The following is a 19,200-nucleotide window of genomic DNA, read 5'->3' as shown; positions in this document are numbered from 1 at the left end:
CGTTGTCATATAGAATTGCAAGGCGTGGCCATGCAAATTCACAGTCTAATCTAGACTGGTAACCCTGCCTAGACGACGAACACGTCCAGTCCTGTGTCGAAATGTTGCCATGGCAGGCCGTGGAGGGCTTCTGCATTCGCTTCTTGGTGCATGGCCCCTTCGGGGGCGGCCACAAGCGCGGTTGGCGATGGCGGGGCTGGTGCTGGCTTGTCGACAGGTTCCTCGATTGAGACCCAGGTTTCGGTGATGATGTCGCCTGTATCCTGTGCGCTTGCATTGGCGCTTTGCGCACCGCTTGGGAACCAGTCGCCAAAGGTTGTCTCATCATAGCCGTTTTCGGTCAGATACTGGCGAACCTCCGCCTCTGACTGGTAGTTGGCATAGCGGATATTGCCATCTTCATGCATCAGCGCGCGCAAGTAAGCGGTGCCATCGGTCAGCGCGAAATACACCTCCCAGATGCCGTCGCTGTTATAGTCGTCTGAGCCGAGAACGCGGTTGATGTTTTCAATCTCAAGATCGTTTTGGAAGCGGCGCTGGCTGTCCTGATCAGAGCCTGCCACCACATCGCCTGAGAGCACCAGTGGATCGACATAGATACCCGCCACACGCGTCTCACCAGCCCAGCCGTGATCTTCAAAGTAAACGAGGCCATCAGGCGCCGTGCCAACAGTCGCAAACCGCCCAATCGCATCGTTCACAAGGATCTGATCAACATCACCATCCCCGTTCACATCCGCCGAGCCAATCCGCAACCAAGCCCCATCACCGCCCAAATCATTGCCGTCAAAATCGCGGATCGCGTTCATGGCACTTTGATAGACATTGGTGTCGGCCGTTTCGAAATTGACCGAAACACCTTGGCCCGGAAGCAAGCGCAGCAATTGGTCATCAAACTGCGCAAACTCAATCCCCAGCAGACGGTCTTCGCCATCTGGCCCCGCCACCCCAAACGATCGATCCGTAAATTGCACAATCGTGTACTCCGACAGATCACCGGAGAAGACCGCAATATCGACATTTGCGCCGCCGTCTAACTCGTCATCGCCAGGACCGCCGGTCAGAACATTCGCGGTGTCATTGCCGAAGATCCGGTCTGCCTCCCCGCTGCCGATCACATCTTCGATATTGATTAGTGTATCGACGCCCGCGCCTTGTGTGTTTTGTGGACCAGAATTGCGAAGATCGACAACCACAGCGGCGCCCAGAGAATAGTCGACCACATCATCACCGCCTCCGCCGTCGAGAGTGTCCGCGCCAAGGCCGCCGATGAGGACATCGCGATTGCCACCTCCGCGAAGAGTATCGTCGCCTGCTCCGCCATTGAGCACGCCATCGCCTTCGATCAGGTCATTGCCATCACCGCCATCAAGCGAGTTGAAGCCATTGAAGTCGATCAAATGATCGTTGCCAAAGCCACCAATAATAATGTCATCGCCCAGGCCACCGTCGAGAGTGTCATCACCGGTCCCGCCATCGATGCGGTCATCGCCACCGCGACCAGACAGCTCATTGTCGCTGGAATTACCGGTTATGACATTGTCCGTATTGCCACCGATACCCACACGCGCAGTGTCGAGCAGTTCGAGCGTTTCAATATGATCGCCAATTTCAACGTCGATCGTTGAACGGACCACATCATTGCCTTCGCCCGCATTCTCGATGAATGTGTGACCGCTGCCGACCTGTACAATGTAAATGTCATCGCCAAGGCCGCCATGGAACGTGTCTGACCCCGGACTGCCACGAAGGATATCATCACCCTCGCCGCCGAAGATTATGTCGTCAGAGAGCGAGCCGGTGATCTCATCATTGCCGCCAAGTCCATAGATCGGAGCGCTTCCGATAATGGTGGTCGACTCGCTGAAGCCTGAGAGATTAATCGTGTCATTGAGATCAGTGCCCACGATGCGGAAATCGTCAAAACCGCCATCGGAGATGAAATCAATATCATCAATAATTGCCTCACCATCGGCAGCGTCGCGGATCGATACATCAGTCCATTGCAGGCGTGTTCCGTCTGCCGTCGCAAGAATGGTTTCTACGGTGGCACCGCCGTCTATACGATCCCTGTTAAGACCAGCCTCAAGCAGCACAGTCGCATTTGCCCCCCGCAATGCGATAGCATCATCACCTGCACCGCCACGAACGACATCGCCATCGCCAAAGCTTACGATGTTGTCATTGCCAGCACCGCCGATCAGTTCGCCTGAGCCAGACAGGGAATCGTTCCCTTCCCCTCCATCAAGCAGTCCGTTGCCGCGCAATTGGTCGTTACCAAGGCCGCCAAAGACCTGATCAAAATCAGTGCCATCACCGTTGATACGGCCGCCAGCGAGCTCGTCATCGCCTGCACCGCCTCTGATCACATCGGCGCCGTCGCTTCCGTAAATAGTGTCGTTACCAGAGCCACCTGTGATCGTGTCATTGCCCCGATCACCGTTGAAGTCGACTGCTTGAGTGAATGTGTCGTCTAGTATTACGCGGTCGTCAAAGCCGCTGAAAATGAACTGGAGCTCTTCGAAATTGCGGAAAGGTGCAGCGCCGCCCGCGGTCGCTGCCGCATAGTCAAATTCAATCTGGAAGCCTCCGCCCCCAATTCGCAAAATATCGAAACCTGCGCCGCCATCAAGGTCAGCGCCCGTTCCAAGATTGAAGACGCTTACAACATCGTCTCCGGCACCTGCATCAACACGGTCTGCGCCTGATCCGGGGTCAATAGTGTCGTTGCCATCGCCAGCAGTGATGTCGTCATCACCTATTCCAGTGGTGATGAAATCATCGCCTGCGCCAGCGTCGATAGTGTTGTTGCCAGACAAGTCTTCGATCTGATCGACACCATCCAAGGCCCTGATAGTGTCATTACCATCGCCGCCTCTGATCGTGTCATCACCGTTGCCGCCGGTCAGCGTATCATTGCCGCTTTGACCATCGATAAAGAGACTATTGGTGTACGCCGCCCCATAGATAATCGAGTCGTCAAAGTTACTCGCATCACCAAAATACATTAGGTTTTCGATGTCAGTAATGAGCTGGCCGCCAAGCCGGAAAGTGCCATCTGCGATAAAGTTAGTCAGGTCGATATTAATCGCTTCGCGCAATCCGCCTGACGATCCAAAGATATCAAGCGTGTCGAAACCGTCGCCGCCAATATAGGTGTCATTCGAGCCGGAGAAGGTGATCGTGTCATCGCCTGCTCCTGCATCGATCACATCGATCGCACCGTCACCGATGCCTGCGTCGATGAAATCATCTCCTTCACCGCCATCAATCGTATCGGCCCCGCTGCCACCATTGAGCGTGTCGCTGCCGTCTCCTCCTATGAGGGTGTCGTCACCTAGCCCCCCATTCAGACTGTCATCGCCTTCGCCGCCGTCGAGAATGTCATTGCCAGCACGGCCTGACAGACTGTCTCTCCCGCCAAGCCCGCGCGCCACGTCGTCGAGATTTGTGCCCTCGTAATTGTCATCACCGCTGGTCCCGGTAAAATCATCTCCAGGCGCAGCTGGTGCTTGCGGGTCAAATCCGCCAAAGTTGAAAGCGGTGAAATCAGAGACCTGCGCGTTCTGGAAAATGACCAGATCATTTGCACCGTTCAGCGTGCGGAATGTCCATTCCATGTGCACATCATCGCCCACTTGAACCAGGCTGATTTCATTGAAGGAAAACGGATTGAAATCGGGGTCATCGCCAGCATCCGTTTGCTGACGCACCCACGTATTCCATTCAAACCTATCGCCGCCATCGCCCGTTTCGAAATCGTTGATGACCAGCGGGCGTCTTGTGTCAAACGTATTGAAGGCGATATTTTCAAGGTCGATGACATCCGAACCAAGACCAAGTGTCAGCTCATTAAATCGAGGCTGGGTGAAGAAGATGATCTGGTCATCATCCTCACCCAGATCGAGCAAGATCCCTTCGGTTGATGATTGACCAAAAGTGACAATGTCATTGCCTGAGCCGCCAAAAATCCGGTGCGGATCAAGCGTGAACGAGCTTCCGAAATACCCTGTGATGTTGATGGTATCATTGCCACCATCGCCATGAATTGTGTTGGCACCGAACGCATCGGTGATGGTGTCATCACCCTCGCCGCCGCGCAGAGTGTCATCGCCAAAACCGCCGGTTATGGTGTCGTTATCAGCGCCACCATCAATCGTGTCTACGCCGTCACCGCCATTCAGTGTGTCATTGCCACCCAGACCGTTGATCGTGTCCTGCCCAACCGTTCCATCATAAGTGTCAGCGCCCGACGTTCCATCAAACGTGTCGCCCGCTCGGCCAGCGGCAGGGTCAACAATGCCGCCAAAATTGTAGCTGTTGAAATCATCCAAATTGGTATTCTGGAAAACGGCAAGCGTAGTGATCGTGCCATCAGTGAAAGGCGAGACCCGCTGGAGAAGGACATCGCTGCCATCCTGGAAAAGCAAAAGCTCACCCGACCCGAATGGGTCGCCATCATTGTCTACGCTTGATTGGCTGTAGCTGAGTTCAAAGACATCACCCCCGTCACCAGTTTCAAAGTCGGTGATGGTGATGCTGTTCGTGCCCGTATGGGTCACCGTGTCGATGCCAGAGCCAAGTGTGATTTCGCTGGCGTAAGTGCCATTGCGGGTGACGAACAAATTATCGTTGCCTGCCCCAAGATCAATGACGAACAATCCATCTGTGCTCGCATCAATGCTGACAGTGTCGTTGCCCTCACCGCCACTAACCGTAATGTTATTGTCGCTGCCGCTGAAACGCTGAATGCGGATGAAATCATCACCGCCTTCGCCGTTCAAGACATCATTGCCGCCACCGCCATCATTGATAGTGTCATTGCCATCGCCAGCATTAATCACATCATCGCCGCTGGTGCCCGGGAAGAAGTCATCACCCGAAGTGCCTGTCGTCATTTCCGGTAGGGTACCGCCAAGAATATTTGCAAACGAGACTTGCGAAACGAGTGTTGCCATTTCCGCGTTGCTAACGGAATTCATGTATCGCGCGTCGGTGGTAACGCTGGCATGTCGGGCCAGGCCGTCGACCGTGAAAGTGTAGCGAAAATCCCCCGTCAGGTCGGCGAAGCGACCATCAAAACCCAAACCCATTAAGCTTCGCCCCGAATACCGTCACAAATTACTCGCTTTGCTAAAGTCAATCCGGGCCGTTTTCAATAGAAGAGGTCCAATGCTCTCGGTTTTCGGGTCGCCCTAAACTCACCAATCGCCAACTACCTAACCCGGAATTAACCATTCTTTTGTAGCTGTTTACCCCTTCGCGTGAGGTCACTTGCCTGCGCGCAATTCGGGGGCGCAAAAATGCAGCAATGGGGTCGGTCACACTTTCAATCTGACGATTTGGACATAGGGTTAAACGGGTGCTCACGCGGCTATGTCGCCACGGGGTTTGAACCGGTTGCAGATGCTTTCAAAGGCTCGATCGCATCAGGCGCTGCTTTAGGCGCAGCATGCACCATCATGCACCAGGGTAAGGTCGTCGTTGACCTTCATGGCGGATGGAAAGAGCGATCCCAAAAGAAACCTTGGAGTAGCGACGACATCACATTGGTCTATTCATTGACCAAGGGTTTGACCGGCATGGCCGCGGCTGTCGCGGTGTCACGCGGATTGTTCTCTTACGATGAACCGGTCGCTGATATTTGGCCCGAATTTTCCGCGCATGGCAAAGGCGCGATCACTGTGGGTGAGGCGCTTTCCGAGCAAGCTGGCCTTGCGGCGATCGATTTTAAGCTGTCGCTTGAGAACATTGGCGATGAACCGGCGATTTGTGCGGCTATTGCTGCACAAGAACCCAATTGGGCACCGGGCGATTTCTCGGGCAATCATGCCTACACGCTTGGGTGGATCGCCAGCGAACTGATCCATCGCCGCGATCCTCAAGCCCGGCGCTTGCCGGAGTTCTTTGCGGAGGAAATCGCGAGGCCACTTAGCGCCGACGTGTTTGTAGGTTTGCCTGAGAGTTTCAGCCGTGACCGCATCGCCCGGATCGATGGGTTTGGGATGGCTGATCTGTTTCTGCATCACACCACGATGCCTTGGGCGCTGACCTTTAAGATGTGCCTGCCATTCACGCTCGCCTTCCGCACTCTCAATAACCCGCTTGTGCTCGCGGGACCCGAAGCGCTTGATCACGAAGCATTCTGGAAAGTTGGCCAGGGAGCAGCTGGCGGCATGGCGTCAGCACGCGGTCTTGCATCGCTATACAATGCCTTTGCTCAAGGCGGCGAGAAACTCGGCATCACGCCCGAAGTTATGGCGCTGCTCAAAGCTGGACATTCTTACCCGCGAAAAGGTCTGAAAGATCAGATCCTGACCGAAGACATGTATTATTCCTACGGCTTCGAAAAGCCGTTTAGCCAGTGGGAATTTGCTCGGACCCGCGGCGCCTTTGGCAGCTTTGCAGTGGGCGGATCACTCGCTTTTTGCGACCCCGACGATGGCGTGTCCTACGCCTGGATCACCAATAAACTCGGCACTGGCAAGTGGGATGACCCGCGCGAGAAAGCTGTGCGCGATGCCTTTTATGCCTGCCTGGAGTGCCAATCATGAGCATTCGTCACGTAGTCTTATCCGACCTGCATTTAGGCGCGCGCGACAGTCTGCTCACCCACGTGCATCGTGACGGCGCTATCGCCGATGGCCCATCAGAAGTCCTGGCCGCCTTCGCTAATGGCATGGCGGAGACTTTGCAGGGCGAAAAGCCGCAATTAGTTTTGCTAGGTGATGCGCTTGACCTTGGTCTGTCCCCATTTGGCGATGTATCGAAGAGCTTTCTTCAACTGCTTGACGCATTTTTCCCGGCAAGCGGACCTGACCTTTTCGACCGCGAGATCATCTATATCGCTGGAAATCATGATCACCATTTGTGGCGGATCGCGCAGGACAATGGGTTCTTGTCGGCATTGGAGCAGGGTAAGCTGCCTGATGACCTCCAATCAGTCACAAGGATTTTCGGTACGCCATCGCATCGCTGCCGTTTGATGGAATCTCTGTTTCTTCACCGCCCGCATCTAAGCGATGCCTCGGTCAAGATCGCTTACCCCAACTGGGGCATCTCGAATCCTGACACAAACCGCGCTGTCGTGATGCATCACGGCCATTACCTTGATGGAATGTACCGCGCGCTTTCCAATGTGCGCGGGTTCTTAGCTAATGAGGACGCGCGCCCTCAGACCATGCATCAATTGGAGCAGGAAAACGGCCCATGGATTGACTTTCTCTGGTCCGATCTTGGCAGCGCAGGCGAAGTCGGCAGCGATGCGGGCTCTTTGTACGAAGTGATGCTGAGCGCAGGCGCGAGCCACGACTTTGCAGAGACAATTGCGCGCCGGATCACGGGCGGACTCCACAGCAAGCTTGGCATTAGCCCGCAGATGGAACTCAAATACGGGATCAAGCTCGATAATCTGATCCGCGCGGGCGTTGATATGACTGCAGGCCGCGCAGCAGAACGCCAACGCGATGGCTACGGACACGTGTTAGGCGAAGACGAGATCGCCGATATTTGCTGGTATCTTGGAACGCCGCTAGTGAACCAAATGCGTGATGAGCTTGCCAATACACCGCGCGAACTCTCCTTCATCTTCGGCCACACGCACAAGCCATTTCAAGATGAGCTGATGGTGGACGGTTTTGAAGTGCCTGTGGGCGTCTTCAACACGGGTGGATGGGTGCTCGATGAGCCTACACTTATGCCGGTGCAGGGCTGTGCGGCCATGTTGGTTTCCGACGATCTCGAAGTCGCCTCACTGCGCCTTTTCAACGACCCAACTGATGGCACAATTGCCCCGGTTCGTGTCGAAGGCAGCGGCCGGGTGAGCCGCTTGGTTGATGAGGCCACCAAGGCTGTCGAAAGCGCGTCAGCCAGCTGGGCCGAATTCTCGAAGATAGTACACACGCGCATCGTCGAAGAGGCGGACAAGCGCACACACGACTTGCTCGAAAGATCCAATACAACTCTGCGGGAGGCGGCAGAATGACTTACCAAAACACTTTCGGTCAAAAACGCATCGCGCGCCCCCTTTCAGAGGCGAAGTCGCATTATACGGTGCTGGTCGTCGGCTCCGGCTATGGTGCTGGCGTTGCCGCATCGCGTCTCGCGCGCGCAGGTCAGGATGTCTGCGTACTCGAACGCGGCAAAGAAATGCTGCCCGGAGAATACCCGAACAAGATTGCTGACGCTCAAGATGCAATGCAATTCAATGTGCGGGGAGGCCGAATTGGCGCGCCTGACGCGATGTTCGAAGTGCATGTGAATGACGATCAATATGCGCTGGTTGGATGCGGGCTTGGCGGCACTTCATTGATCAATGCCAATGTCGCGCTCGAGATCGACAAGCGCTTGCTCAATCTGGAGCATTGGCCCGCGGCCTTTCGCGAAGAACCCCATGCGATCGACACTTACTATGAGCGCGCCCGAGAAATGCTCGCACCAAATGCCTATCCTGACACGCATCCGGCGCTCGGCAAGCTGGAAGCGTTGGAGCATTCCGCCAAGGCAATGGGTGAGCGCTTTTACAAGACGCCGATCAACGTCAACTTTGAGGACAAGACCAACAAATTCGGCGTGCCTCAGCCGGCCTGCAACAATTGCGGTGATTGCACATCGGGCTGCAATGTGGGTGCGAAGAACACCACACTGATGAACTACCTGCCCGATGCGGCCAATCATGGGGCAGAGGTGTTCATGCAGGCCAAAGTGCTGTTTGTCGAGCGCGATGGCGACCAATGGCGCGTGCATGTTCAGCACAATGTTGAGGGCGCTTCGAATGAGGTGCGCACAATCACTGCTGACCATGTGGTGCTGGGTGCGGGCACATTGGGTTCGACCGAACTCCTCTTGAGATCGCGGGAGAAGGGGCTGCCTCTTTCTGATAAGCTCGGCACCGGTTTCTCCGGCAATGGCGATGCATTGGGCTTTGCCTATGACAGCTACTTCAAATCCCAAAAGGACGATGACACCGTTACCGCCAAACCCTTCTACGCAATGGGTGTGGGCGCGAATGAGGTTTCTGTGGAGGCCTATCCTGGCCCCTGCATCACCGGCGTTATAGACATGCGCGACAACGAAGACCCTACCAAAGGCTTGGTCATTGAAGAGGGCGTTGCTCCCGGCATCCTCGCCGGTGCGCTTGCTCCCGCCTTCTTCTTCGGAGAGGCATTGGCCGACGGCTTCACTCGCTTCGGCTTCGACCAGGTCAAACCGCGCCTTCTCGATGCAAAGGCCATGGGCGAAGCGGTCCAGACCGATCCCGGCAGTATCGCCGAATGGGCCTACACAGGCCCCATGGCGCGCACGCTGACCTATCTGGTGATGAGCGTTGATGATAGCGGCGGGCAGCTTGCGCTTGAACAGGATCGCTTGACGATCAGATGGGCGAAGGCGGGCGAGCAGCGGACCTTCCGCCGCGATGATGACCTGATGCGCGAAGCTGCTGAAGCGATTGAGGCGCAGTACTTCTCCGACCCGCTTTGGTCTGAGCCATTGGGCAAGAAGCTCATCACTGTGCACCCCATCGGCGGCTGCGGTATGGGCGATGATGCATCGCAGGGCGTCGTTGATGACACTTGCCGCGTCTTCGCCGGGACCAGTGGGACCGACGTTCACAAGGGCCTTTATGTCTGTGACGGCGCTGCGATTCCGGGCGCTGTTGGCGTCAATCCGCTGCTGACCATTACCGCCGTCGCTGAACGCGCGGTTGAGAAGCTGGCGCAACGCGAAGGGTGGAGCATTGACTACTCTATGGGCGAAGAGGCTTCGCTGCCTAAGCCAATCGAGGAGGCTGAACCCGAAAACGAGCCGCAAGAGGTGCCGCATCACGAGCACCTTAAGCTCAGCATCGCCAAGTGGGTCGGTGGCCATGCGATTGGCCCTGTTTCCGATGCTGTTATGGCTGCTGCTAAGCACTTCGAAGGCGGTGCACTGGAGGAAGGCAAAGCGGCTATCCGCAAGCTTGTCAAAGACCATCCGCGAGCGATGAGCCCCGGCATGGCCTTCACCGAGACCATGGCTGGCCATATCAGCGCGACCGGATGCCACCATCGCCCTTGCGGCCATGCGGAGCGCATTCGCGATGACTATGTGAACGGCGCTGCTTGGGGCAAATCGGAGCAGTCGCTGTGCAGCTTCAAGCTGACCGTCACGACCGATAACCTCCACACCATGATCGAGGACTCGCACCACCGTTCTGCCATAACAGGCGAAGTGCTGGTCAGCCCTGTCTGGCCCGATCCGCTGCCCGTTCGCGAGGGCACGTTCCAACTGCTCGTTGCTGACCCTGACAAGGCTGAGAGCTGGACCATGCTCTATGACATGGTGCTTGAAGGGCCAGACGGTCCGATCCACTTCCACGGCTTCAAGACGCTTGAGGAGCGCGGTACGGGCGGTGCCAAGTCGGATCCATGGACTGACCTCACCACGCTGTTCGTGACGCTCCGCCAAGGCGAGGATGCTAGCGGAGAGCTGATCGGACGCGGTGTCCTGAAGCTGGGCATTGACGAGTTCATGCGGCAGCTCACCACCATCACTGTCCATGACGCAGACACGCTTGTGGGCCACGTCGTGAACCTGATCCCGAAGGCCAAGACCGCCATCGAGACCTACTTCATGGCGAAGTATGCGGGCTTCTTCGCGATGACCGTGTTCCGCGCCTACGGGGGCATGCTCGCAACGCTCAATGACTTCCCTGCCAAAGAGGCGGAGACGCTTAAGCCGCGCGACCTCCACCTGCCATCTGCTGAGCGCTATGTCTTGCCCACCGGCGACGGCGTGAACGTCGGCCTCACCCGCTATCGTGGCGGTTCGCGTGGGCCGCTGATGCTGGCACCTGGTTTCTCCGTCCGCGCATCGAGCTTTGCGACGCCTACAGTGGACGAGAACCTCACGGAGAGCCTTGTCGCTCAAGGCTATGACGTGTGGCTGTTCGACTACCGCGCGAGTGCTGACTCGGGCAACGACACCCAGAAGCCTCCCGAGTTCTGCATCGACGACATCGCGCGTCATGACTGGCCCGCTGCCATTGCCAAGGTCCGCTCGGTGACCGGCGCTGACAGCGTGCAGGCTCTGGCGCATTGTGTGGGTTCGATGAGCCTCTTTATGGGCATTGGCGCTGGCCATGTGAGCCATGTGCGTTCGCTCATCAGCTCGCAGCTGACGCTCCACCCCGTGACCGATTGGCTCAACTACATGAAGGCTGACCTTGGCGTGGCTGACATGCTGGGCAAGATCAGCTTGCTCGATGGCCATATGGACTTCGTGAGCCAGGGCACTGAGGCCGATTACGAGATTGACGCGGTTGCCTACCAGATCCCGATGCCTGAGGGTCAGGAGTGCAAGAACCCGACCTGTCGGCGCGTGTTCGGTACGTTCGGGCCAAGCTGGGACCACCGCCAGCTGGGCCATGACACCCATGTCGCGCTTGGCTCCATGTTCAGCCGCATTTCGCTTTCGCCGTTCAAGCAGCTGGGCGACATCATGCATAAGGGCCTCGCCGTCGATGCCGATGGCCATGCGGTCTACACCAGTGACGAGGCGGCGCACAGGCTGGCTTTGCCAATCACCTTCCTGTCGGGCGCTACCAACCAGATCTTCTACCCAGAGAGTGGCCAACGCACCCGCGTTTGGCTGAGCGAGCACAATGGCAAGGCGCTGTATCGCCAGCGCATCGTGCCCGGATACGGCCATATGGACCTGTTCATTGGCCATAGCGCCAACCGCGATGTGACCCCTCTGATCTTGGAGGAGCTGGAGCGGCTTGATCGCCATTCTGACGCCAATCCTACATCTCACGCCATTACAGGCACTTAGTCGAGACATGGACCGCATGTTACACGGTCCTAGGAGAGAAAAATTGAGACCCTCCGCGCACGTCTTTTGAAGCGTGTGTGGAGGGTGAATTCTTGCCATGCCCTCATGCCTAATGCGCCATTTGCGTGTAGGAAAATCATGTGCTTGTGCACGTCCGTTTTAAACGGCACTGTGCTCCCAGACAGACTTGGGATCACGTAACGCATGAACATAGATTTTGCCCCAGAGCTCGAAGCCTTCCGCGCTGAAGTCGCCGAGTTCTTCGCCACTGCACCTACGCCCGCCATTCGCGAGGCGGGTCGCAAGACCACCAGCGTCTTCGCGCCGTTCGACCAATGCATGGCATGGCACCAGATCCTCTATGAAAAAGGCTGGGCCGCGCCCCATTGGCCAAAGGAATATGGCGGTACGGGGTGGAGCGTTGAGCAGCGTTTCATCTTTGCTGAGGAGTATCGGAAGGCTGACCTGCCACCGCTCCTCCCGCAAAGCCTTGGCATGGTGGGGCCACTGCTGATTGACCTTGGCACGGACGAGCAGAAAGAACGCTATCTGCCCGGCATCCTCAAAGGCGAAGACTTCTGGGCGCAAGGATACTCGGAGCCTAACTCGGGATCAGACCTCGCATCGCTTAGCTGTAAGGCCGAAGCGGACGGCGATGATTACATTATCAACGGCTCCAAAATCTGGACCACTTACGCCCATCACGCCAACCGCATGTTCATGCTGGTGCGCACCAGCATTGAGGGCAAGAAACAGCAAGGCATCACCTTCCTGCTGCTCGACCATATGGAATATGAAGGCATGGAAGTACGGCCTATTGTGGGCTTGGATGGCTTCCCCGAACAATGCGAGGTGTTCTTCGACAATTGCCGCGTGCCGCAATCGGGCCGCGTGGGCGCGGAGAATGACGGCTGGACGGTCGCCAAACACTTGCTGAAGCACGAGCGTGGTGGCGGCAATGCAGCCAGCCCGACGCTCAACCGCTATGTAGAGCGGGCGCGCGATGCGGCGGCGGCGACGCCTTCGCCCTTTGGCGGGATGCTCGCCGATGATCCGGTGTTCCAGCAAGAGGTTGGTGATCTGGAGGCGGACATTGCCTCGCTCGGCCACTTTGAGAAACTGGCGATTAGCGGCCATGAAATTGCCCGCGATCCGGCATTTCCTTCGATGAACAAGACGATGAATTCAGAACTGGTGCAACGCGCATCGACCCTCATGATGCAGCTTTCAGGCGTCGATGGTCTGGCGCGCCAATTGGAGGCTCTACGCGTGGGTTCGAATGTTGAGCCACTTGGCAGCGAATTCGACCTTATCTCCATGCCGCTTTACCTCAACAGCCGCGCGACCACGATCTATGCGGGCTCCAACGAAGTGCAGCGCGACCTGATCTCTCGCACCGTCGGGAGGACTTGAGGCGTGGATTTCAATTACACTGAAGAGCAGCAGATGCTCCGCGATGGCGTCTCCAAATATCTGGAGAAAAGCTACGATTTCGATACGCGGCAGAAGGTCGTGCGCGGAGAAGACCCGTGGTCGCGCGAGGCGTGGCAGCAATTTGCGGAGTTTGGCCTGTTGGCGCTTCCCTTTGCGGAAGATAATGGCGGGCTGGGCGGCTCGATCACCGATTGCGTGGCGGTCGCGGAACTCTTTGGCAAACATCTCAGCGTCGAACCCTTCAGCGCGAGCATCATGCTCGCAGGCGCGGCTTTGGCGGCGAGCGAGAATGCGACCGCGCATGGCTGGCTCGAGAAAATCATCAGCGGAGAGGCTGTGGGCGCTTTCGCCTATGAAGAAGGGCGCGGCACCGCGCGGCCTGACCTCATCCAGACCCTCTGCCCGTATGAGGGCAATGGCTATGTCCTGTCTGGTGAGAAGCGATTGGTGATCGCAGGCGCGGATGCCGATTGGTTGGTGGTGGTTGCTCGGACGGGTGAGGGGCTGGGGCTATTCCAACTCGACCCCAAAATGCCAGGCGTGGAGATGCGCGGCTACACGACGATTGATGGCATGGCTGCGGCCAATATCCGCTTTGACAAGGTCCAGCTTGGCGAAGATGCTTTGCTGCTGGCTGATGCTGGTGAGGTTCTCGATAGCATCCTCGCAAACGCCATAATCGTGCAGGCGGCAGAGGCTGTTGGCGCAATGGGTGCACTGCTCAACATCACGGGCGAATATGCCGCCACACGCAAGCAATTCGGTGTGCCCATCGCAAGCTTTCAGTCCATCGCACACCGCTTGGCCGATATGAAGATCGCCTACACCAAAGCGCTCTCTACCATGACCTACACCGCGGCCTTGGCTGAAAGTGGTGCGGCAGGCCCGCGCGAGATCGCAACGCTGAAAGGCCAGATCGGCAAGCTGGGCCGCGAAGTGGGGGAGGCGGCGATCCAAACCCATGGCGGGGTTGGCATGACCGATGAGCTGAATGTCAGCCACTATCACAAGCGCCTTGTTGCGCTCGATACGATGTATGGCGGTCACGAATATCACTTGCGAATGCTGGGTTTGCCCAAGGCGGCGTAAGAGAATTTCTCGCATGGTGTAACCGCAGTCAAAGTCGCGGCGTATCCCTGTCATTAGGGAGACGGCACGAGATGAACCTTCGCGATCTTGAATATGTGGCTGCGATTGACCGCTATCGCAATTTTGGCCGTGCGGCAGAGGCTTGCCATGTAAGCCAGCCTTCGCTGTCAGCTCAGGTCAAGAAGCTCGAAGAACGCCTCGGCGTCGAACTGTTCGCGCGCACCAATACGGGCGTGCTGACGACGGACGCCGGCCTGCGTATTGTTGAGACCGCGCGCGATATGCTGCGCTCTGCTCAGCGCATCACAGACACCGCCGCTGAATATCATGACCCGATGGCAGCCCCTTTGCGCATCGGCATGTTCCCGACATTGGCGCCGTTCGTGCTCCCCTATGTCTCGCAAACGATCAAAGACCTCGCGCCGGATCTCAACACAATCTTTCGCGAGCAGCCCACAGATACGCTTTGGAAAGAGCTTGAGAACCGCACGATCGACATCGCCATGATGAGCGGCCCAGTTGACCGCGCGGGCTATCGCTTTTCGCCTGTCTTTATCGAGCCACTGGTCCTGATGGTGTCCGCCGATCATGGGTTCGCCAATGATGAGACGATTTCAGCCAGCGATGTGCCGGTTGAGGAACTCATCCTGCTTCCCGAAGAGCACTGTCTGCGAGCTGACACAATGTCGCTTTGCAATGCGAAGAATATCGGGATCGATGTGCCTGATCAGACCTTCGCGACGAACTTTCTAACGATGTCGCACTATGTCGATGAAGGCTATGGTTCAGCGCTGATCCCAATGCTGGCGCGCCCGATCCTGCAATGCGCAAACAAGAATATGCGCTTCGTCAAAATTGACGATTCCTCCTTTAGCCGCGAGATTGGTTTTGTCTCACGCATCGGGTGCCCGCGCGAACATATTTTGATGGCCTTGGTCGACCAGATCAAAGCGAACCCGCCAACGCGAAAGACGCCAGCAATGGCCGCTTAAACCCGCGCTCCCGCCCACACAAAACGGATAGCTTTCCAGCCTGCATTTGCGGGCTATTGGTGATTCTAGATTATGCATAAATTGCCAACATTATCAGTATTTTATGCCATAGCTTTTGCCTATCGGACCCATTGAGAGCTTGTATTATACAGGGTCAAAAACAGCTCATATCTGCTTGCCATGGAAGGCAGGCTCCCCCGACCCCCCCTGGCCTGCCTTCCAACCGTTCTATCAATGGAAAAGGCAGCACAATGAAAACCCCTATTACTCATAAGCAGGCTCTGAATGCCGGACGCTTGCTTCTTACCTCTTCAACCCTCGCTCTATTCGCCACCGGCGCAGCGCATGCTCAGCAAGTGATCAATGACGGCGACAATATGACAGTCACTTCGGCTGCGGATGGTGAGACCATTTCCGCCGCCGCAGGCGTGGCCAGCACCGTTGATGGCGCTCCTGTCGTCGTGGTCGCAAACAATGATGTGACCGTAGACAATGCAGGCACACTCGCAACCACTGGCGTCACACAGACCATCCAAGTCAATCAAGGCACGAGCGGCGCGACCATCAATAATGCGGCGACGGGCCGTCTTGAAGGTGCGTCACGCGTTGTGAGCTTTGACGGCACGGATGCAACGCTCAACAATGACGGCGTCATCCTTGGCACAGCCAGCCAGCGCAATGGCGCCGTCTATGGCAACCGCACATCGAACAATATCACAATCAACAACTCAGCCACCGGCTCGATCGACGCAGGCGTTGAAGGCGCTGGCATCGCTGTCGAAGTTGGCGGTGGCGGAGCGCCTCGCGGTGGCTCCATCACCAATGCCGGTACGATTCAAGGCCGCGGCCAGGCATCGCCAATGGGCGGCACTGCGGGCGATGGAATTCGCTTCTTCGGCCCCGGTCTTGCGCCAGAATATATTTATGAAGGCGACATCACCAATTCCGGCCTGATCAACTCAGAGAGTACCCGAGGCACCGTTGCTGGCATCCGCTTTGCCAACCGCATCGGTTTCCAAGGCACGCTGACCAACGAAGCCACAGGCGTCATCTCCGGTGCGCAAAATGGCCTCTATTTCGGCAATGACGCCGACCATACAGGCGGCATCGTCAACAATCTCGGCACGATCTCATCAGACAGCCGCGCGCTCAACATTGATGGCAACGGCCTCACCATCAACAACTCTGGCTCCATCATCGGCACTGGCAATCAGCGCAACGGCACCGTCTATGCAGACAGCACCGCCCAAGACTTCGAACTAAACAACCTCGAGGGCGGCGTAATCGACGCTGGCATGGGCAATGAGGGCGCAGGCTTCTCGGTTGAGCTTTCCGGCGCAGCTGATGGGGGCAACAGCTTCAACATCACCAATGCTGGTACGATCCAAGGGCGCGGAAATGCCTCTGCGGGTGCGCCAACGGCTGGCGATGGCCTGCGTTTTGAGCGGACCCGTAATGCAGGTGTGCTCGATGGCACGTCAGACGGCTTGTTCGTCGGAAACATCACCAATAGCGGCGTGATCGACAGCGAAGCGGCCAATGGCACTGCTGCTGGTATCCGCTTTGTGAACGGTGTGAGCTTCCAAGGTGTGCTCGACAACTCTGGCACGATCTCTGGGGTTCAAAACGGCCTGTATTTCGGCAACCCAACGCCTGCTGGTGGCGGTGACTTTACCCAAGCCATCGTCAACAATGCTGGCGTGATCTCATCTGACAGCCGTGCGCTGAACATTGATGGCATTGGCTTGACCGTGAACAACCTTGCAGGTGGTCAGATCATCGGCACTGGCAACCAGCGCAATGGCACTGTCTATGCAGACGGCACCGCTGACGGCTTTACCTTCACTAATGCTGGCACGGTTGACGCTGGTGCGGGCAATCAAGGCTCCGGCTTTGGGGCAGAGATTGGCGGGGCCGTCGATATGGCCAACACCTTCACTTTGGCCAATACCGGCACCATCCAGGGCCGCGGTCAGGCTGCTGCGATGGACAATCAGGCAGGCGACGGTGTGCGTATCGGCAATGTTGGCAATTCAGGCGTGTTCGACGGCGTGATCACCAACTCTGGTCTGATCAACTCCGAAAGCACGCAAATGACCACTGCCGGTCTTCGCGTCGTGAACGGTGTCGATTTCCAAGGTGAGCTTACCAACTCCGGCACAATCTCTGGCGGCAATCACGGTATCTACCTTGGAGCTGGCGACCACACTGGCGCAACCTTCACCAACTCCGGGACTTTATCCGGAGGGGTGAATGCCTTCTTTGCAGGCAACGCATTGTCAGCGGTGAACTTCACCAATGATGGCGGTACTTTGGTCGGCAACTTCTTAGGCACGACGGCTTCCGAAGACACGCTGACCTTCACCGGCACAGGCAACTCACTTCAGGGCAACATCCTGAACAATGTTGCGGTGACAACTTCAGCAGATAGCACCACTACGATCTCGGGCGTTCGCACGTTGAACGGGAGCCTGACACATAATGGCACGCTTAACTTCGACCTTGGCGTTGATACTCTGGCGGTCGAGGGCGACACCGTGCTGGGTGCAAGCAGTGTGCTGAACATCGCGACCACGCAGATCACCGACGCGGACCTTGGCACGACTTTCAATGTGCTCAGCGAAACAGGCACCTTTACCAATGAAGGCGCGACAGTGAACGTGATCGAGGATGATCTCCTGCTCGATTTCGTGGTCGATTTTGGCTCGGTTGATGTGACTGTTGTGGCCGCTGATCTCGCGCAGGTTTCTGATGATGCGAATATCAGCAGTTTTGGTTCAGCGCTCACCTCGGCTGTTGCCGATGATCGCCTGGACAGCTTTATCTTTGCTAACCTCAACGCGCTTGGCTCACCGGCTGAGTTTGAGGCGGCGGCTTTGAGCTTGCTCCCAGCGATCAATGACGGTGTGGAGCGTGAGATCTTTGAAAGCCAGCGCGCTGCAAGCTCTCACATCCAGAACCGTGTGCGGTCTAACAATATCGGCCTGTGGGGCGCTTCATCGTTCCGCGACGCTGATGCTGATGCGACCAGCACAAGCTCACTGGGCTACAGCGCGCAGAGCGCAGAATTCACACTGGGTCTCGACGCTCAGCTCGGTGAAAACGCTCTGGTCGGTGTCCTATTCAACTACTCGGATATCGAGATTGAAGCGGGCGGTGCCGCGGATGCAACCGATGAAATCGACGCTATCCAAATCGGTGCCTATGCTGGGTTTGACTTGGGCTCGGTCTATCTCAGTGGTGAGCTTGGCTATTCCGTCAGCTCTGTTGACAGCCGCCGCGACGTTTTGGGTCTGCTCGGCAATCCGGCTGCGAGTGAGAGCGATGTTGACGGTGTCTATGCAAGCCTAAATGCTGGCTATGACATCGACGCAGGTGGCTTCACACTGACGCCGAGTGCAGGTCTGCGCTATGCTGAGCTTTCGCGGAACACTGTTACCGAAACCGGTGGGCTTGGCCTGACGCTTGACCGCGATGGCGCTGAGTTCTTCGAAGGCCGCATTGGTCTTCGCGCACAGGCCAATGGTGAGACCGGCATCCTCCCCTTTATCAGCGTTGATTATGCCTATGACTTCAGCAGCGGTGCACTGCCGGTTGCAGGCTCTTTCAATGGTGGATTGGACACGTTCACAATCGTTGCTGACGAGGCTTCCGCTTCGCGCTTCGACGTGGCAGCCGGTGTCAATCTGGTTCAGGAAAGCGGCTTCTCCATCGGGGCTGAATACCGTGGACGTTTCGCCTCCGACTATCAATCGCATTCAGGCGGCATTGCCCTGCGCTTTGCTTTCTAATGTGAAGGCTTTCTAAGTGGCTCCAACTTGGGCTGCCTAGGCCAAGGAAGGTCGGTCGGTGCGATGGTCACCGGCCGGCCTTT

General features: G+C 57.0%; 8 protein-coding genes. 7 read left to right on the top strand and 1 reads right to left on the bottom strand.

Translation table 11 applies throughout. From position 1 onward, the window contains the following. Nucleotides 1-68 precede the first annotated feature (68 nt). Nucleotides 69-5,093 carry a beta strand repeat-containing protein gene (locus tag AC0V6N_RS01445; protein WP_486169815.1) on the bottom strand — a complete coding sequence of 1,675 codons (5,025 nt, stop codon included), beginning with the start codon at nucleotides 5,091-5,093 and terminating at the stop codon, nucleotides 69-71. A gap of 210 nt (nucleotides 5,094-5,303) precedes the next feature. On the opposite strand from AC0V6N_RS01445, the gene AC0V6N_RS01440 reads away from it, so the two are divergent. From AC0V6N_RS01440 to AC0V6N_RS01410, 7 genes are all read left to right on the top strand, one after another. Then, nucleotides 5,304-6,554: a serine hydrolase domain-containing protein gene (locus AC0V6N_RS01440; protein WP_486169814.1), complete on the top strand. Its 1,251-nt coding sequence runs from the start codon at nucleotides 5,304-5,306 to the stop codon at nucleotides 6,552-6,554. Next, nucleotides 6,551-7,984 carry a metallophosphoesterase gene (locus AC0V6N_RS01435; protein WP_486169813.1) on the top strand — a complete coding sequence of 478 codons (1,434 nt, stop codon included), beginning with the start codon at nucleotides 6,551-6,553 and terminating at the stop codon, nucleotides 7,982-7,984. Before AC0V6N_RS01440 ends, AC0V6N_RS01435 begins: the two co-directional genes overlap by 4 nt. After that, complete coding sequence (locus tag AC0V6N_RS01430) at nucleotides 7,981-11,811, top strand: GMC family oxidoreductase N-terminal domain-containing protein (RefSeq protein ID WP_486169812.1); 3,831 nt, start codon at nucleotides 7,981-7,983, stop codon at nucleotides 11,809-11,811. Before AC0V6N_RS01435 ends, AC0V6N_RS01430 begins: the two co-directional genes overlap by 4 nt. A 204-nt stretch (nucleotides 11,812-12,015) precedes the next feature. Beyond that, a complete protein-coding gene (locus AC0V6N_RS01425; RefSeq protein ID WP_486169811.1) occupies nucleotides 12,016-13,224 on the top strand; it encodes an acyl-CoA dehydrogenase family protein in 1,209 nt (402 codons plus the stop codon). A gap of 3 nt (nucleotides 13,225-13,227) precedes the next feature. Beyond that, the gene (locus AC0V6N_RS01420; protein ID WP_486169810.1) at nucleotides 13,228-14,334 is read left to right on the top strand and encodes an acyl-CoA dehydrogenase family protein; all 1,107 of its coding nucleotides are present in this window, start codon (nucleotides 13,228-13,230) and stop codon (nucleotides 14,332-14,334) included. Between the two features lie 71 nt (nucleotides 14,335-14,405). Beyond that, a complete protein-coding gene (locus AC0V6N_RS01415; protein ID WP_486169809.1) occupies nucleotides 14,406-15,326 on the top strand; it encodes a LysR substrate-binding domain-containing protein in 921 nt (306 codons plus the stop codon). Between the two features lie 251 nt (nucleotides 15,327-15,577). Further along, on the top strand, nucleotides 15,578-19,117 hold the full coding sequence (locus tag AC0V6N_RS01410; protein ID WP_486169808.1) for an autotransporter domain-containing protein: 3,540 nt from the start codon (nucleotides 15,578-15,580) through the stop codon (nucleotides 19,115-19,117). The last annotated feature ends 83 nt before the right edge of the window (nucleotides 19,118-19,200 follow it).

It is taken from the genome of Erythrobacter sp. S57(2025) (assembly GCF_057365055.1).
Note: the sequence above shows the minus strand (reverse complement) of the source record. Positions and strands in the feature narration are given on the sequence as shown.

Coding starts and splice junctions, on each gene's coding strand:
- AC0V6N_RS01435 (WP_486169813.1), top strand. CDS start 6,551: ATGAGCATTCGTCACGTAGTCTTATCCGACCTGCATTTAGGCGCGCGC.
- AC0V6N_RS01430 (WP_486169812.1), top strand. CDS start 7,981: ATGACTTACCAAAACACTTTCGGTCAAAAACGCATCGCGCGCCCCCTT.
- AC0V6N_RS01415 (WP_486169809.1), top strand. CDS start 14,406: ATGAACCTTCGCGATCTTGAATATGTGGCTGCGATTGACCGCTATCGC.
- AC0V6N_RS01410 (WP_486169808.1), top strand. CDS start 15,578: ATGAAAACCCCTATTACTCATAAGCAGGCTCTGAATGCCGGACGCTTG.
- AC0V6N_RS01440 (WP_486169814.1), top strand. CDS start 5,304: ATGCAGCAATGGGGTCGGTCACACTTTCAATCTGACGATTTGGACATA.
- AC0V6N_RS01445 (WP_486169815.1), bottom strand. CDS start 5,093: ATGGGTTTGGGTTTTGATGGTCGCTTCGCCGACCTGACGGGGGATTTT.
- AC0V6N_RS01425 (WP_486169811.1), top strand. CDS start 12,016: ATGAACATAGATTTTGCCCCAGAGCTCGAAGCCTTCCGCGCTGAAGTC.